14 protein-coding genes are annotated in these 14,396 nt (G+C 72.1%); 10 read left to right on the top strand and 4 right to left on the bottom strand.

The genetic code is table 11. From position 1 onward, the window contains the following. Window positions 1-244: 244 nt before the first annotated feature. The 8 genes from AQJ67_RS03860 to AQJ67_RS03825 all read left to right on the top strand — a co-directional run bounded on the left by AQJ67_RS03860 (window position 245) and on the right by AQJ67_RS03825 (window position 9,625). Window positions 245-1,738 (top strand): helix-turn-helix domain-containing protein, encoded by a 1,494-nt coding sequence (locus tag AQJ67_RS03860; RefSeq protein ID WP_063807272.1) that lies wholly within the window; start codon window positions 245-247, stop codon window positions 1,736-1,738. Between the two features lie 70 nt (window positions 1,739-1,808). Continuing rightward, window positions 1,809-2,642 (top strand): M55 family metallopeptidase, encoded by an 834-nt coding sequence (locus AQJ67_RS03855; RefSeq protein WP_062716524.1) that lies wholly within the window; start codon window positions 1,809-1,811, stop codon window positions 2,640-2,642. Further along, on the top strand, window positions 2,635-3,939 hold the full coding sequence (locus tag AQJ67_RS03850) for a M20/M25/M40 family metallo-hydrolase (RefSeq protein WP_062716523.1): 1,305 nt from the start codon (window positions 2,635-2,637) through the stop codon (window positions 3,937-3,939). Before AQJ67_RS03855 ends, AQJ67_RS03850 begins: the two co-directional genes overlap by 8 nt. A gap of 5 nt (window positions 3,940-3,944) precedes the next feature. Next, window positions 3,945-5,909 (top strand): prolyl oligopeptidase family serine peptidase, encoded by a 1,965-nt coding sequence (locus AQJ67_RS03845; RefSeq protein ID WP_062716522.1) that lies wholly within the window; start codon window positions 3,945-3,947, stop codon window positions 5,907-5,909. After that, window positions 5,906-6,841 carry a S66 peptidase family protein gene (locus tag AQJ67_RS03840; protein WP_062716521.1) on the top strand — a complete coding sequence of 312 codons (936 nt, stop codon included), beginning with the start codon at window positions 5,906-5,908 and terminating at the stop codon, window positions 6,839-6,841. Before AQJ67_RS03845 ends, AQJ67_RS03840 begins: the two co-directional genes overlap by 4 nt. Window positions 6,842-6,994: 153 nt before the next feature. Continuing rightward, window positions 6,995-8,761: a CocE/NonD family hydrolase gene (locus AQJ67_RS03835; RefSeq protein WP_062716520.1), complete on the top strand. Its 1,767-nt coding sequence runs from the start codon at window positions 6,995-6,997 to the stop codon at window positions 8,759-8,761. A 56-nt stretch (window positions 8,762-8,817) separates the two neighbouring features. Beyond that, complete coding sequence (locus tag AQJ67_RS03830) at window positions 8,818-9,054, top strand: LapA family protein (protein ID WP_062716519.1); 237 nt, start codon at window positions 8,818-8,820, stop codon at window positions 9,052-9,054. A 22-nt stretch (window positions 9,055-9,076) separates the two neighbouring features. Beyond that, window positions 9,077-9,625 carry a GNAT family N-acetyltransferase gene (locus AQJ67_RS03825; RefSeq protein WP_062716518.1) on the top strand — a complete coding sequence of 183 codons (549 nt, stop codon included), beginning with the start codon at window positions 9,077-9,079 and terminating at the stop codon, window positions 9,623-9,625. Here AQJ67_RS03825 and AQJ67_RS03820 read toward each other — a convergent pair. Further along, entirely contained in the window at window positions 9,603-9,950 is a 348-nt protein-coding gene (locus AQJ67_RS03820; protein ID WP_062716517.1) for a DUF6204 family protein, read from the bottom strand. The two genes, AQJ67_RS03825 and AQJ67_RS03820, sit on opposite strands and share 23 nt — an antisense overlap. Before the next feature lie 137 nt (window positions 9,951-10,087). Beyond that, on the bottom strand, window positions 10,088-10,435 hold the full coding sequence (locus tag AQJ67_RS03815; protein WP_062716516.1) for a VOC family protein: 348 nt from the start codon (window positions 10,433-10,435) through the stop codon (window positions 10,088-10,090). Between the two features lie 140 nt (window positions 10,436-10,575). Here AQJ67_RS03815 and AQJ67_RS03810 point away from each other — a divergent pair, with 140 nt between their 5' ends. Next, a complete protein-coding gene (locus tag AQJ67_RS03810; protein ID WP_062716515.1) occupies window positions 10,576-11,094 on the top strand; it encodes a phage holin family protein in 519 nt (172 codons plus the stop codon). Beyond that, a complete protein-coding gene (locus AQJ67_RS03805) occupies window positions 11,094-12,131 on the top strand; it encodes an SDR family oxidoreductase (RefSeq protein ID WP_062716514.1) in 1,038 nt (345 codons plus the stop codon). The genes AQJ67_RS03810 and AQJ67_RS03805 overlap by 1 nt, the downstream gene beginning before the upstream one ends. Before the next feature lie 103 nt (window positions 12,132-12,234). Here AQJ67_RS03805 and AQJ67_RS03800 read toward each other — a convergent pair whose 3' ends face one another. Continuing rightward, the gene (locus AQJ67_RS03800; protein WP_062716513.1) at window positions 12,235-13,326 is read right to left on the bottom strand and encodes an enolase C-terminal domain-like protein; all 1,092 of its coding nucleotides are present in this window, start codon (window positions 13,324-13,326) and stop codon (window positions 12,235-12,237) included. Between the two features lie 19 nt (window positions 13,327-13,345). Continuing rightward, window positions 13,346-14,302, bottom strand: a complete 957-nt coding sequence (locus AQJ67_RS03795) for an LLM class F420-dependent oxidoreductase (protein ID WP_062716512.1) — start codon at window positions 14,300-14,302, stop codon at window positions 13,346-13,348. Between the last annotated feature and the right edge of the window lie 94 nt (window positions 14,303-14,396).

The raw sequence follows: 14,396 nt of genomic DNA, 5'->3' as shown, positions 1-14,396 counted from the left end.
AGAGGTGTCAGCGGCAACACACGCCACTCGGCCGCCGTTTCGTGGAGCGGCGGCCGAGTGATCAGGTGAGGTGGTTCAGCAGTCGGCGACCCACTTGCGGTCAGCGTCGCGGCTTATGAATCGCCGCCCGATGGGATGCTGGACGCGGAAACGTGGTGACCTTGCACTTCAGCCGGCCCGCTGGGACGCCGGAGGGACAGTGGGGCGGCGCGGTACGACGGTGTGCGCCGAGGGGGAAGACCGAATGGGATCGCAGCCCGCGGAGTTCGACGAGTTCGCGGCCTGTCTACGGGCGCTCAAGGAACGGGCGGACCTCAGCTATGACGCGCTGGCCCGCAGGACCCGGATAGGCAGGTCCAGCCTGCACCGCTACTGCTCCGGCTCGCACGTCCCGCAGGACTACGGGTCGGCCCACCGGTTCGCCACGGCCTGCGGGGCCTCACCGGAGGAACTGCGCCGATTACACCGGCTCTGGGCCCTGGCGGACGCCGCGCGGGAGCCGGACCGCGGCACGGACATCACGGATATGAACGTGGGCGTGGACGCGGATGCGGATGCAGACGCGGTTCCGGAAGCAGCCCCAGCTCTGGGCCCATCCCGGGCGCCGGCCCCGGCGGACGAACCAGCCCCGCGCTCGCCCTGGCACCCCGCCAGAGCACCGGCCCTCGCGGTCCTCGCCCTCGTCCTGGCGTTGGGAGCCACGGCATGGGGCATCGCGGCCGTCTCCGGAACCGGCCCCGTTGACGGCACCGCCGACGCCGACAAACGCCCGCTGTTCTCGGCGGAGTGCGCCGGACCGGTGCGTCTCGGGCAGCGCGGTGCCTGCGTACGGGAGGTGCAGCGGCTGCTCGCCCGGGCCGGGGCCGAGATGGACGTCGACGGCGACTTCGGCCCGCAGACGCTGCGTCGGGTGACCGCCTTCCAGGCGCTGTCGCGGATCGACGCCGACGGGGTGGTCGGCGAGGAGACCAAGAAGGCGCTCTACGCCCCGAGGGGCCGGATGGAGACCTGGCCGCCCGGGAAGGTGCGGCAGCGGGTCCGCAAGGTGTTCCGCGAAGTGCCCGACGACGCGGTCGCGCTCGCCGACTGCCAGTCGTTCCTCGATCCGTTCCACATCGTGCCGAACACCGACGGCACCCGGAACTGGGGCGTCTTCCAGATCTCGGATGCCGCGCTGCGGAAACTCGGCGGCACACCGCGCGACGCGCTGGACCCGGAGTGGAACATCCAGGCCGCCCACCGCCTGTGGAACCGCACCAAGGGCTTCGGCGACTGGCCGCACTGCGACCGCGCGTCCTCACCCGAGGCCGTCGGACCGGCCCTGGTGTCGACGGTGAACGGCCGGGCCTCCGACAAGTCAGAGAAGACCGTCTGCCCGGTCGCGGGGCAGCGTTTCAAGACGCCCCACCACGACCGCGTCTACCTCGTCGGCCCCGGCGACCGCCTGTACTACGTCCCCGACGCGACCGTCTACTTCAACCTCTGGGACGACTGGAACGGCGTCGCCGTCGTCAGCGACAGCGTCTTCGCGGACTGCGCCTGGGACGAGGCCCACGAGTTGGCCAACGGCCTCCTGGCCAGGGTGAGCGGCGACTCGCGCGCCTACATCTGGGACGCGTGGTACGGCTACCGCCTGATCACGGACCGGACCGTCTTCGACAAGTACGGCTTCTCGGCGGCGAAGATCCAGACACGGCCCTCCCTGTCCCCGATCAGCGGCGACAGCAGATGGCGGTGAGGGTGCCGTCCGACCTCGCCGCTCTCCGCCTCGTAGGAAGTAGCCGCACCGGCGCGTAACGTGAAGCCTCATGAAGATCCTCATCAGTGCCGACATGGAGGGCGCCACCGGGGTGACCTGGCCGGCCGACGTGCTGCCCGGGACGCCGCAGTGGGAGCGGTGCCGGGGGATGTTCACCTCGGACGTCAACGCCGCCGTGCTGGGGTTCTTCGACGGCGGCGCCGACGACGTCGTCATCAACGAGGCGCACTGGACGATGCGCAATCTGCTGCTCGAACGGCTCGACGAGCGGGCGGAGATGCTCACCGGCCGGCACAAGACGCTGTCCATGGTCGAGGGCGTGCAGCACGGCGACGTGGACGGCATCGCCTTCGTCGGCTACCACGCGGGCGCCGGCATGGAGGGCGTCCTCGCCCACACCTACCTGGCCAACTCCATCACCGGGGTGTGGCTGAACGACGTACGGGCGAGCGAGGGCCTGCTGAACGCGCACGTCGTCGCCGAGTACGGCGTGCCCGTGGTGCTGGTCACCGGGGACGACGTGGCCTGCGAGGACGCGCTCGGGTACGCGCCCGAGGCGCTGAAGGTCGCCGTCAAGGACCATGTCTCGCGCTACGCCGCCGTGTGCCGTACGCCGGCCAGGACCGCCGCCGACATCCGCGCCGCGGCCAAGGAGGCGGCCGCGCTGGCGGTGCGCGGGGTGCCGGTGAGCGACGGGCCGTTCACCGTGGCCCTGGAGTTCGACGCCGAGCACCTCGCGATGGCGGCCACCGTCGTCCCCGGTGTCGCACGTGTCGGCGAGCGAAAGGTGGCGTACACCAGCGAGCGCATGTACGAGGGAATCCGTACCTTCAAGGCGGTCACCACGATCGTCTCGGCCGCGGTGGAGGAGCAGTATGGCTGACCAGCAGGCACTCGACGAGGTCGTGACGTTCACCTCCGACCTCATCCGCATCGACACCACCAACCGGGGCGGCGGCGACTGCCAGGAGCGCCCCGCCGCCGAGTACGCCGCCGCGCGGCTCGCCGAGGCGGGCCTGGAGCCCACGATGCTGGAGCGCACCAAGGGCCGCACGAACGTCGTCGCCCGCTTCGAGGGCACCGACCCGTCGGCGGACGCGCTGCTCGTCCACGGGCATCTGGACGTGGTGCCCGCGCAGGCGGCCGAGTGGAGCGTGCACCCCTTCTCCGGGGAGATCCGCGACGGGGTCGTGTGGGGCCGGGGCGCGGTCGACATGAAGAACATGGACGCGATGATCCTGTCCGTCGTCCGGGCCTGGGTCCGGCAGGGCGTACGGCCCCGCCGGGACGTCGTGATCGCGTTCACCGCCGACGAGGAGGCGAGCGCCGAGGACGGTGCCGGATTCCTCGCCGACCGGCATGCCGGGCTCTTCGAGGGCTGCACCGAGGGCGTCAGCGAGGCCGGCGCCTTCACCGTCCACGACGGCGGCGGGCGGCAGCTCTACCCGATCGCGGCCGCGGAGCGCGGCACCGGCTGGGTCAAGCTCACCGCGCGCGGGAGGGCCGGACACGGCTCCCGGCCCAACCCGGAGAACGCGGTGACCCGCCTCGCCGCCGCCGTCACCCGCATCGGCGCCCACGAGTGGCCGCTGCGGCTGACCCCGACGGTCCGCGCCGCTCTCACCGAACTCGCCGCGCTGTACGGCCTTCAGGCCGACCTGGACGACGTGGACGGACTGCTGGAGAAGCTGGGCCCGGTGGCCGAGCTCGTCGCGCCGACCGTCCGCAACAGCACCAACCCGACGATGCTGGAAGCCGGTTACAAGGTCAACGTGATCCCGGGGGAGGCCGTGGCCTATGTCGACGGCCGGTATCTGCCCGGCCTGCGGGACGAGTTCGCCGCCACCCTCGACGAGCTCACCGGACCCGACGTGGACTGGGAGTTCCACCATGGTGAGGTGGCCCTCCAGTCGCCGGTGGACTCGCCGACGTACGCCAGGATGCGCGCCGCCATCGAGGAGTTCGCGCCCGAAGGGCACGTCGTGCCGTACTGCATGTCCGGCGGCACGGACGCCAAGCAGTTCTCCCGGCTCGGCATCACCGGCTACGGCTTCTCCCCGCTGAAGCTGCCGGAGGGCTACGACTACGGGGCGATGTTCCACGGCGTCGACGAGCGGGTGCCGGTCGAGGCGCTGCACTTCGGCGTGCGGGTCCTCGACCGCTTCCTGCGGACGGCCTAGGCGAGGTGGGGGAGACGGTGCGGACTCTGGCGTACGGTTCCTGGCCCTCGCCCGTCGACGCGGCCCTCGCCGCCACGCACGACGGGCACCCCGAGTGGGTGGGCTTCGTCGGCGACGAGGCGTGGTGGACCGAGCCAAGGCCTACGGAGGGCGGCCGGCGCACACTGGTGCGGCGCCGGGCCGACGGCACGGAGGAGTCCGTGCTGCCCGCCCCGTGGAACGTGCGCAGCAGGGTCGTCGAGTACGGCGGACAGCCCTGGGCCGGCGTCGAGGTCGACGGCCGGCCGCTCGTCGTGTTCGTCGATTTCGCGGACCAGCGGCTCTACCGGTACGAGGAGGGCGGCGAGCCGCGTCCGCTCACTCCCCTCTCGCCGGTGGGCGGCGGGCTGCGCTGGGCGGAGCCGCAGGTGCGGCTCGAACTCGGTGAAGTGTGGTGCGTACTGGAGGAGTTCACCGGCGACGGGCCCACCGACGTGCGGCGCGTCCTGGCCGCCGTCCCGCTGGACGGCTCGGCCGCCGAGGACCGGGACGGCGTACGCGAACTCACCGACGACCGGCACCGGTTCGTCACCGGGCCGCGGATCGCGCCGGACGGGCTGCGGGTGGCCTGGCTCGCCTGGGACCATCCGCGCATGCCGTGGGACGGCACGGAACTGCTGGTCGCCGATGTCGGCGCCGACGGCACGCTCGACGCCCCGCGCACCGTCGCTGGTGGCCCGGAGGAGTCGATCGCGCAGGTTGACTGGGCGCTCGACGGCCGGCTGCTGTACGTGAGCGACCGCAGCGGCTGGTGGAACCTCTACCGCGACGGTGTACCCCTGTGTCCGCGCGAGGAGGAGTTCGGCGGGCCGCTGTGGAAGCCGGGCCTGCGCTGGTTCGCCCCGCTGGCGGGCGGGCTCGTCGCCGTCGTGCACGGCCGGGGGGCGACGGCCCTCGGGGTGCTGGAACCCGAGACCGGCGAGATCGTCGACGCGGCGGGCCCCTGGACCGAGTTCGAGGCCACGCTCGCCGTGTACGGCGAACGGATTGTCGCCGTGGGTGCCAGTCCGCGCAGCGCGTACGAGGTCGTCGAACTCGACACCTGCACGGGACGCGCCCGTGTCATCGGCGCCGCGCACGACGACGCCGTGGACCCCGCCTACTACCCCGAGCCGCAGATCCGCACCTTCACCGGCCCCGCCGGGGACGAGATCCACGCGCACATCTACCCGCCGCACAACCCGGGCTGCGTCGCCCCCGCCGACACACCACCCCCGTTCGTCGTCTGGGCGCACGGCGGCCCCACCTCGCGGGCGCCCCTCGTCCTCGACCTGGCCATCGCCTACTTCACCTCGCGCGGCATCGGCGTCGCCGAGGTCAACTACGGCGGCTCCACCGGGTACGGCAGGGCGTACCGCGACCGGCTGCGCGAGCAGTGGGGCGTGGTCGACGTCGAGGACTGCGCGGCCGTCGCGCTCGCCCTCGCCGACGAGGGCACCGCCGACCGGGACCGGCTCGCCGTCCGGGGCGGCAGCGCGGGCGGCTGGACCGCGGCCGCGTCGCTCACCGCCACCGACGTCTACGCCTGCGGCACGATCCTCTATCCCATCCTCGACCTGGCCGGCTGGGGCACGGGGGAGACCCATGACTTCGAGTCGCGGTACCTGGAGTCGCTGGTCGGCCCCCTCGCCGAGGTGCCGGCACGCTACGCGGAGCGCTCGCCCGCCGCGCACGCCGACCGGCTCACCGTGCCGTTCCTGCTGCTCCAGGGCCTGGACGACGTGATCTGCCCGCCCACCCAGTGCGAGCGGTTCCTCGCCCGCATGGCGGGACGCCGGGTGCCGCACGCCTACCTCGCCTTCGAGGGCGAGGGTCACGGGTTCCGGCGGGCGGAGACGATGATCCGCGTCCTGGAGTCCGAACTCTCCCTGTACGCCCAGGTCTTCGGGCTGAACCCGCCCGGGATCCCGACGCTGGAGCTCACCGAGTGACAGAGCCCCTACGGCCCCTGGTTCGGCCCTCCCGCCTCGCCCCCGGCGCCCGCGTGGCCGTCGTCGCGTCCAGCGGACCCGTCTGCGAGGAGCGGCTGGAGGCCGGACTCGATGTGCTGCGCGGCTGGGACCTCGACCCCGTCGTCGCCCCTCATGTACTGGACCGGCACGGCGAGTTCGACTACCTCGCGGGGACGGACGCGGACCGCGCCGCCGACCTCCAGCGCGCCTGGTGCGATCCGTCCGTGGACGCCGTGCTGTGCGCCCGGGGCGGCTACGGCGCCCAGCGCATGGTCGACCTCCTCGACTGGGCGGCGATGCGGGCGGCCGGGCCGAAGGTGTTCGTCGGGTTCAGCGACATCACGGTGCTGCACCAGGCCTTCGCCACCCGGCTGGACCTGGTCACCCTGCACGGACCGGCGGCGGCCGGGGTCGACTTCGTCAAGAACGCCCGGGCGCAGGAGCACCTGAAGGCCACGCTCTTCCGTCCGGAGACGGTCCGCGTGATCCCCTCCCGAGGCACGGCCATGGTCCCCGGACGGGCCCGTGGCGTCACCCTCGGCGGCTGCCTCAGCATGATCGCCTCCGACCTCGGCACCCCGCACGCCCGGACCGGTGCGCGGGGCGGGCTGGTGCTGCTGGAGGACATCGGCGAGCAGCCCTACCGCATCGACCGGATGCTGACCCAACTCCTGCGCACGGGATGGCTCGACGGGGTCGCGGGGATCGCGCTCGGCTCCTGGGCGGGATGCGGTCACTACGACACGGTGCGCCCGGTTTTGCTGGACCGGCTCGGCGGCCTCGGCGTGCCGGTCGTGGAGGAGTTCGGCTTCGGTCACTGCGACGACGCGCTGACGACCCCCTTCGGGGTGGGCGCGGAACTGGACGCGGACGCGGGGGAGTTGACCCTCGACGAGCCGGCACTGCGCTGACGCCGTTCACTGAATCTCCGTCAAGAATCCCTCTTTCCGGTGATTGACCCCGCCTGACACGTGTCACACCATGACAACCGGCCAGTACCTACTGGTCGGTAAACAGGGCTGTCTCCGACATGCCTCAGTGCGGAGGTCTTCGTGTCCCGTCGCATGCCCAGATCCCGAACCCCACTCGCTCTCGTGCTCGGCGCCACGCTCACCGCCCCCCTCGCACTCACCGCCCCGGCCGCCGCCGCGACCGGCCAGTTCACCGTCACCGCCGTGAAGTTCACCGTCCGGGCAGGCGACCGCACCTGCACCGTCGACGCCGACCTGTACCGGCCCACGGGCGTGGACAGCGCCCACCCGGCACCCGCCGTCCTCGCCACCAACGGCTTCGGCGGCAGCAAGTCCGACGGCTCGACCGACGCCATCGGCAAGGCCTTCGCCCAGCGCGGTTATGTCTCCCTCGTCTACTCAGGGCTCGGCTTCGGCAAGTCGGGCTGTCTGATCTCCCTCGACGACCCCGCCATCGACGGCGTCGCCGCCGCACGGCTGATCGACTTCCTGGGCGGCAGCCGCGCCGCCGACGACGGCACGAAGGCCGACTTCGTCACCCTCGACGCTCCGGGCGACCCCCGGGTCGGCATGCTGGGCGGCTCCTACGGCGGCGCCGTCCAGCTCGCCACGGCCGCCGTCGACCAACGTCTCGACGCGCTCGTGCCGATGATCACCTGGAACGACCTCGCCTACTCCCTCGACCCGAACAACGCGATACCCGGCGGCAGCGTGCCCGGCGCCTTCAAATGGCAGTGGGCCAACGCCTTCTACCTCGCAGGCGAAGGCCAGCCCCTGCTCCAGCCGAGCCTCGACCCGTCCCGCATCAACTCCCTGGCCTGTCTGCACTTCGTCACCAAGGCCTGCGACACCGTCCGCACCCTCAACTCCGGCCGCTACCCGGCGCAGCAGACCGCCGAGCTTCTCACCTACGCGCGCAGCGTCTCGCCGGTGACCTACCTGAACCGCGTCAAGGCACCCACCCTCCTCGTCCAGGGCCAGGCCGACAGCCTCTTCAACCTCAACGAGGCGACGGCGACGTACAAGACGCTCAAGGCCCAGGGGACGCCGACGAAGATGATCTGGCAGTTCTGGGGCCACAGCGGCGGCCTCACCGACCCGGCCGCCGGTGAACTCGACCTCGTCCAGGGCAACCTGGAGACCAGCTACGTCGGCCGGCGCATCCTCGCCTGGTTCGACCGCTACCTGGGCAAGAAGAACGTCGACACCGGCCCCGCCTTCGCCTACTACCGCGACTGGATCACCGACCCGAACGGCACCTACGCCACCGCCGACCGCGTCCCCGCGCCCAGCCGGACGCTCTACCTCTCCGGCGACGGCAAGCTCGTCGACAACCGCCGCAAGGTGGCCCGCGGCAGCCGCACGTACACCAACTGGCTCGTCCCCACCAGCCACTCCGAGAGCTCACTCGCGGGAGCCATCGGTGTCCCGGACCCGGCGCCGTACGACACCCGGGGCACTTACCTCGGCTGGACCAGCGAGCCGCTCACCCGCACCACCGACGTCGTCGGCGCGCCCCGGGCCACGCTCAGGGTCGTCTCCCCGAAGGCCGAGCGGACCCAGCACTCCGGGGACGCCGCCGACAAGCTCGTCCTGTTCGCCAAGCTGTACGACATCGCGCCCGACGGCACGAAGACGCTGGTGCACCGGCTCGTCGCACCGGTCCGCGTGCCCGACGTCAGCAAGAGCTTCACCGTGACCCTGCCGGGGATCGTGCACCGGTACGAGAAGGGGCACCGGCTGCGGTTCGTGATCGCCGCCAGTGACGACGCGTACTTCGGGAACCGGGGGATCAAGCCGGTGACCGTGGTCAGCTCGCCCGAGGACACGGGGGTGATCCAGCTGCCGGTGACCGGCTGAGCGCTCAGCGAGTCGCTCACCGTGCGTGATCGCGCCTGCGGGAGCATCCTTGTCGTATGACCGCGAAGACGACGTCGCAGAGCGGCAGGAAGCCGGGCCGGACGATGACCCCCAAGGGGATCATCGTGCTGGTGCTGCTCGCCGTCGCCCTCGTCTTCATCTTCGAGAACACCCGCGAGACCGAGATCCGCCTGCTGGTGCCCCTGGTCACGATGCCGCTGTGGCTGGCACTGCTCGCCGTGGGGCTCATCGGTGCGCTGGTCGGGGCGTACTTCATGGGCCGGCGCCGATAGCGGGCCGTCGTAGGCTGGCGCCATGCCACACCCCGCGACCCGCTATCTCGCCGAAGGCCCCCGCGTGGGCATACGTCCCTTCACCTACGAGGACAGCCGTGAGTTCACGGCGCGGGTCCGGGAGAGCAAGGAACTGCACCACCCGTGGCTCTTCCCGCCGGACGGCGCCGCCGCGTACGCGGCCTATGCCGGGCGGCTGATCGAGGATCCGAGCAAGGCGGGGTTCCTGGTCTGCGCGAAGGACGACGGCGGGGGCATCGCCGGATACATCAACATCAACAACATCGTCCAGGGCGCCTTCCAGAGCGGGGCCCTCGGCTACGGCGCCTTCGCCCACGCCGCCGGGCGCGGCCTGATGCGGGAGGGCCTCGACCTGGTCGTCAGCCACGCCTTCGGGCCGATGCGGCTGCACCGGCTGGAGATCAACGTCCAGCCGGCCAACACCGCCTCGATCGCGCTCGCCCGCGCCTGCGGGTTCCGCCTGGAGGGCTTCTCGCCCGGCATGCTCTTCATCGACGGGGCCTGGCGGGATCACGAGCGGTGGGCGATCACCGCCGAGATGCGGGCTTGAAGTTGATCTTCATGGTGTCGAGGTCCGTCACGGTCGACCTCAGCTCGCGGAAGCCGTAGCCGAGCTCGCGCAAAGTGCTCTCCGCCCGGTCCTCGGCGATGGCGCCGGCCATCTCCTCGCCGTCCGCCGCGTCGGAGACCACTACAAAGCGCATCGAGAAGTGCTTCAGCGGGGACGGCTCGTAGGAGAGCGACCCCTCCTCGGTGAACCGCATGCTCGGCATACCGTGCTCGGCGGCCCCGGCGAGCAGTCGTGCCCGGGCCTCGTCGGTGAGTGCGTCCCACGTGCCCCGGACGATCACCCGGTAGGTGTGCTGCTCGCTCATGCTCCCGTCCCCATGGCCGCTCGGTCGCCGCTCCTGAATCGGCGTTGAGCGCCGACTCTACGTCGACCAGGACGGAGCGCATGCGGAATATCGTCGGGGGGCGGGACTGGCAGGAGGACCTGACGGACCTGGAAGGATCAGTCCTGACGGTCCACGTACTCGTAGATCGCCCCGTCCGGATGCATCGCGATCAGATTGCGGCCCACCGGCGTCGCCACCGGCCCCGCGATGACGTGCGCACCGAGTTCGGTGAGCACCTGGTGGGCCTCCTCGACGTCCTTGACCGCGATCGTCGCCGCGACCTTGCGCAGCACCTCCAGCTCGGCCGCCGGGCCGCTCATCAGCAGAAAGCAGCCGACCGCGGCCACCTGGACGCCACCGCGTTCGAAACGCAGGGCCTGACCGCCCGCCAGCCGTTCGTAGAAGGGGACTGCCCTCTCCAGGTCGTCGACGCACACGCGCAGCGTGGTTCCCAGGATGTCCATACGGACGAGCCTAGTTGGGGCCACCCGGCTCGGGAGATCGTTTCACGCGATCCCCTCACTCCCGGTGGAGGGGGCTCACGGGCCGGTACGGGCCGTGACGGAGCGCGTTACTCGTACTGCCGTACGGGTACCCGGGGCCCATGGACCGCTTGGATCATCTTGAGCACCTGGACAGGCAACTGGTCGACGAGCTGGCGCAGGTGGCGCGCGAGACCGTGCGGGACGAGCTGCGCGAGCAGACGCGAAGGCAGCGCCGTCGGGCCATGCTCTACGCCGGCTCCGGCGCCGTCGCCCTGTACGCGGGCGCGGCCCTCGCGCTCGCCCTCGGGCTGGGCCTCGCCGCCGGACTGCCGGACTGGGCCGCCGCGTTGATCACCGCGGCGATCCTCGGCGTGGTGGCGTACGTGCTGCGCGGCGCGGCGCGCCCGTCGGCGTCCCGGCCGACCCCGGAGCACCCGTCGGCGCCGGACGCCGGCCATCGATCCCACCCCGGGGAACACCACCTCGGTGGCGGCGCGCCGACCGCCCCGCCCGGCGGGCTCGGCCTGGCCTACCCGCCGATGCCGGCCGGCCCGCCCGAAGCGACGCCGGACGCGTCCGAGCCGCGGCCGCCGCACCCGGACGACATCGACCCCGAGCAGCCGCACCACCGGGCGTGATGCCGGTGCGCAAGCCGTGGGAGGAGGCCCTGCCGAAGCGCGGCAGGGCCGTCGTCGTGACCGGGGCCAGCGGCGGCGTCGGCCGGGCCGCGGCCCGGGCCTTCGCCGCGCGCGGCGACCGGGTCGCCCTGCTCGCCCGGGGACGCGAGGGTCTCGCCGCCGCGGCGGACGAGGTCCAGCGCGCCGGGGGCGAGGCCCTGGTCGTCACCGTGGACATGGCCGACGCCAAGGCCGTCGAGGACGCCGCCCAGAAGGTCGTCGACGCCTTCGGGCACATCGACGTCTGGGTCAACAACGCCTTCGCCGGGATCTTCGCGCCGTTCACCGAGATCACCCCGGACGAGTTCCGGCGGGTGACCGAAGTGACGTACCTGGGCTATGTGTTCGGCACCCGGGCCGCCCTGCGGCACATGCTGCCGCGCGACCGGGGCACGATCGTGCAGGTCGGCTCCGCGCTCGCCTACCGCGGGGTGCCGCTGCAGTCGGCGTACTGCGGGGCGAAGCACGCGATCCAGGGGTTCAACGAGTCGCTGCGGTGCGAGCTGCTCCGCGACGGGAGCCGGGTGCGGACGACTATGGTGCAGATGCCCGCCCTCAACACCCCGCAGTTCGACTGGGTGTTGAGCCGGATGCCGGGACGGGCCCGGCCGGTGGCTCCGGTGTACCAGCCGGAGGTGGCCGCACGGGCGATCGTGCACGCCGCCGGGCACGCGCGGCGCCGGGAGTACTGGGTCGGGGGCTCTACGGTGGCGACGCTGATGGCCAACGCCGTCGTTCCCGGGTTCCTGGACCGGTATCTGGCGCGGACCGGGTTCGACGCGCAGCACGACGAGGGTGAGGCGGAGGGACCGGCCAATCTGTGGACGCCGGCGGACGGGCTTCGCGGGCGGGACTTCGGGGCGCATGGGCGGTTCGACGGGGAGGCTTGTGCGGGGAGTCCTCAGGAGTGGTTGTCCCGTCATCGGGGTCGGGTGGGGCGGGTTGTCGCGGTCGGGGTGGGTGTGCTTACCGCACGGTGGTTGGGGCGGCGACTGTAGGTAGATCGTCTGCGGCGCCGTCGTGGCTGGTCGCGCCCGCGCGGCGGAGCCGCACATCGATACAGCCCCGCGCCCCTTACGGCGCTGCAGCCAGCTCGACCAGTCAGGCGACCCGGAACTCCTGTACCTCCTCTGCCCGCAGCGTCAACCCGTGGCCCACCCCCTGGGTCGGAGTGATCGTGCCGCCCCTGGGGTCCAGGGCGCCGTCGAAGAACATGTCCTCCACGCGGACGTGGTCGTGGAACCACTCGATGTGCCGCAGGTTGGGGAGCGCGGCGGCCGCGGCGGCGTGGGCGTGGGGGGCGCAGTGGGCCGAGACCTCCAGGCCGTGGGCCTGGGCCAGGGCGGCGGCGCGCAGGAACTCGGTGAGGCCGCCGCAGCGGGTCGCGTCGATCTGGAGGCAGTCGACCGCGCCCGCGGTGATCATGCGGGCGAAGTACGGGAGGTCGTAGCCGTATTCGCCGGCCGTGACGTCGCACGGCAGGGTGTCGCGGATCAGGCGCAGGCCGGTCAGGTCGTCCGAGGAGACCGGTTCCTCGAACCAGGCGACGTCGTGCTCGGCGAGGGCGCGGCCGACGCGGATCGCCTGCTTGCGGGTGTAGGCGCCGTTGGCGTCGACGTACAACTCCGCCTCGGGGCCGATCACCTGGCGTGCCGCCCGGACCCGGGAGATGTCACGTCGGGTCGCGCGGCCCCGGTCCTCGCCGATCTTTATCTTCACGCGCGGAATGTGCTGACCGTGCACCCAGCCGTTCAACTGTGCGGCCAGATGAGTGTCGTGGTATGTCGTGAAGCCTCCGCTGCCGTAGACGGGGACCTGTTCGCGGCAGCTGCCCAGGAGCCGGGCCAGGGGCAGTTCGAGGAGGCGGGCCTTGAGGTCCCACAGGGCGATGTCCAGGGCCGAGATCGCGCAGGCGGCGATGCCCGGGCGGCCGGCGTTGCGGATCGCGCGGACCATCGCCTCGTGCGCGGCCGGGATGTCCAGGGCCTCGCGTCCCTCGACGAGAGGTGCGAGATGGTCGCGCAGGAAGTCGCCGACCGCGGCCGGGCCGTACGTCCAGCCGGTGCCGGTCGCGTCGCCCGCCGTCACCTCGGCGATCACCACGGTCGTGGAGTTCCAGGCCAGGGTGCCGTCCGCCTCGGGGGCGTCGGTGGGCACCGTGTAGACGGAGACGACGGGGAGATGCAGTTTCATCGCGTGGGTCCGCCCCTCGTCACGGCTGGAGCTGCGGCAGCACCTTCGTACGGTAGAAGTCGAAGAAGCCGCGCTGGTCGGGGCCGATCTGACTGACGTACACGCGGTCGAAGCCCGCGTCGGCGAAGGCCTTCAGCTCGGACACGTGCTCGTCGACGTCGTCGCCGCACACCGTGTTCTCGCTCACCATCTGCTCGGTGACCAGCGGTCCCAGCTGCTCGAAGTGGCGCGGCGAGGGCAGGATCTGGGCCATCTCGCCGGGCAGCAGCTGGTTGGACCACAGCCGGCGCACCGTGCGCACGGCCTCGTCGCGGTCGGTGCCGTAGCAGACCTTGGTGCCGCCCATCACCGGCTTGCCGTGGCCGCCGCCCTTGCGGAACCGCGTCACCATCTCCTCGTCCGGCATCATCGTGATGAAGCCGTCGCCGACGCGGGCCGCGAGGGCCGTCGCCGCCGGGCCGAAGCCGGAGACGTCGATCTGGACGGGCTCGTCGGGGACCGTGTAGAGGCGGGCGTTCTCCACCCGGTAGTGGCTGCCGTAGTGGCTGATCTCCTCACCGGTGAACAGCCGGCGCATGATCAGGATCGCCTCCTCCAGCATCTCCAGGCGGACGCTCGCGGGCGGCCACACATGGCCGAGAATGTGCTCGTTGAGGGCCTCGCCCGAGCCGACGCCGAGCCGGAAACGGCCGTTCGTCATGACCGCGGAGGTCGCCGCGGCCTGTGCCACCACCGCCGGGTGGATCCGCGCGGTCGGGCAGGTCACGGCCGTCTCGACGGGCAGCGACACCGCCTCCGAGATCGCGCCGATCACCGACCACACGAAGGGGCTCTCGCCCTGTGCGTCGTTCCACGGGTGGTAGTGGTCCGATATCCACAGCGACTGGAATCCGGCCTGTTCCGCCATCCTCGCCTGCTCGACGAGTTCGGCGGGACGGAACTCCTCGCACGCCAGGAAGTAGCCGTACTCGGGCATGGGGGGCACCTCTGGAACTGCCGCGTCGGGACGGCGGCGGGGACGGGTCGCCGTCCGGGTACCCGGCGGCCCGGCGGGAAACCGGGCCGGAGAC

This window comes from Streptomyces caeruleatus (genome assembly GCF_001514235.1).
Taxonomy (GTDB): domain Bacteria; phylum Actinomycetota; class Actinomycetes; order Streptomycetales; family Streptomycetaceae; genus Streptomyces; species Streptomyces caeruleatus.
This window is presented reverse-complemented; position numbering and strand designations above follow the sequence as displayed.

Excerpts from the sequence above, each read along its gene's own strand:
- AQJ67_RS03860 (WP_063807272.1), top strand. The coding sequence starts at position 245 with ATGGGATCGCAGCCCGCGGAGTTCGACGAGTTCGCGGCCTGTCTACGG.
- AQJ67_RS03855 (WP_062716524.1), top strand. The coding sequence starts at position 1,809 with ATGAAGATCCTCATCAGTGCCGACATGGAGGGCGCCACCGGGGTGACC.
- AQJ67_RS03850 (WP_062716523.1), top strand. The coding sequence starts at position 2,635 with ATGGCTGACCAGCAGGCACTCGACGAGGTCGTGACGTTCACCTCCGAC.
- AQJ67_RS03835 (WP_062716520.1), top strand. The coding sequence starts at position 6,995 with ATGCCCAGATCCCGAACCCCACTCGCTCTCGTGCTCGGCGCCACGCTC.
- AQJ67_RS03830 (WP_062716519.1), top strand. The coding sequence starts at position 8,818 with ATGACCGCGAAGACGACGTCGCAGAGCGGCAGGAAGCCGGGCCGGACG.
- AQJ67_RS03825 (WP_062716518.1), top strand. The coding sequence starts at position 9,077 with ATGCCACACCCCGCGACCCGCTATCTCGCCGAAGGCCCCCGCGTGGGC.
- AQJ67_RS03820 (WP_062716517.1), bottom strand. The coding sequence starts at position 9,950 with ATGAGCGAGCAGCACACCTACCGGGTGATCGTCCGGGGCACGTGGGAC.
- AQJ67_RS03815 (WP_062716516.1), bottom strand. The coding sequence starts at position 10,435 with ATGGACATCCTGGGAACCACGCTGCGCGTGTGCGTCGACGACCTGGAG.
- AQJ67_RS03810 (WP_062716515.1), top strand. The coding sequence starts at position 10,576 with ATGGACCGCTTGGATCATCTTGAGCACCTGGACAGGCAACTGGTCGAC.
- AQJ67_RS03805 (WP_062716514.1), top strand. The coding sequence starts at position 11,094 with ATGCCGGTGCGCAAGCCGTGGGAGGAGGCCCTGCCGAAGCGCGGCAGG.
- AQJ67_RS03800 (WP_062716513.1), bottom strand. The coding sequence starts at position 13,326 with ATGAAACTGCATCTCCCCGTCGTCTCCGTCTACACGGTGCCCACCGAC.
- AQJ67_RS03795 (WP_062716512.1), bottom strand. The coding sequence starts at position 14,302 with ATGCCCGAGTACGGCTACTTCCTGGCGTGCGAGGAGTTCCGTCCCGCC.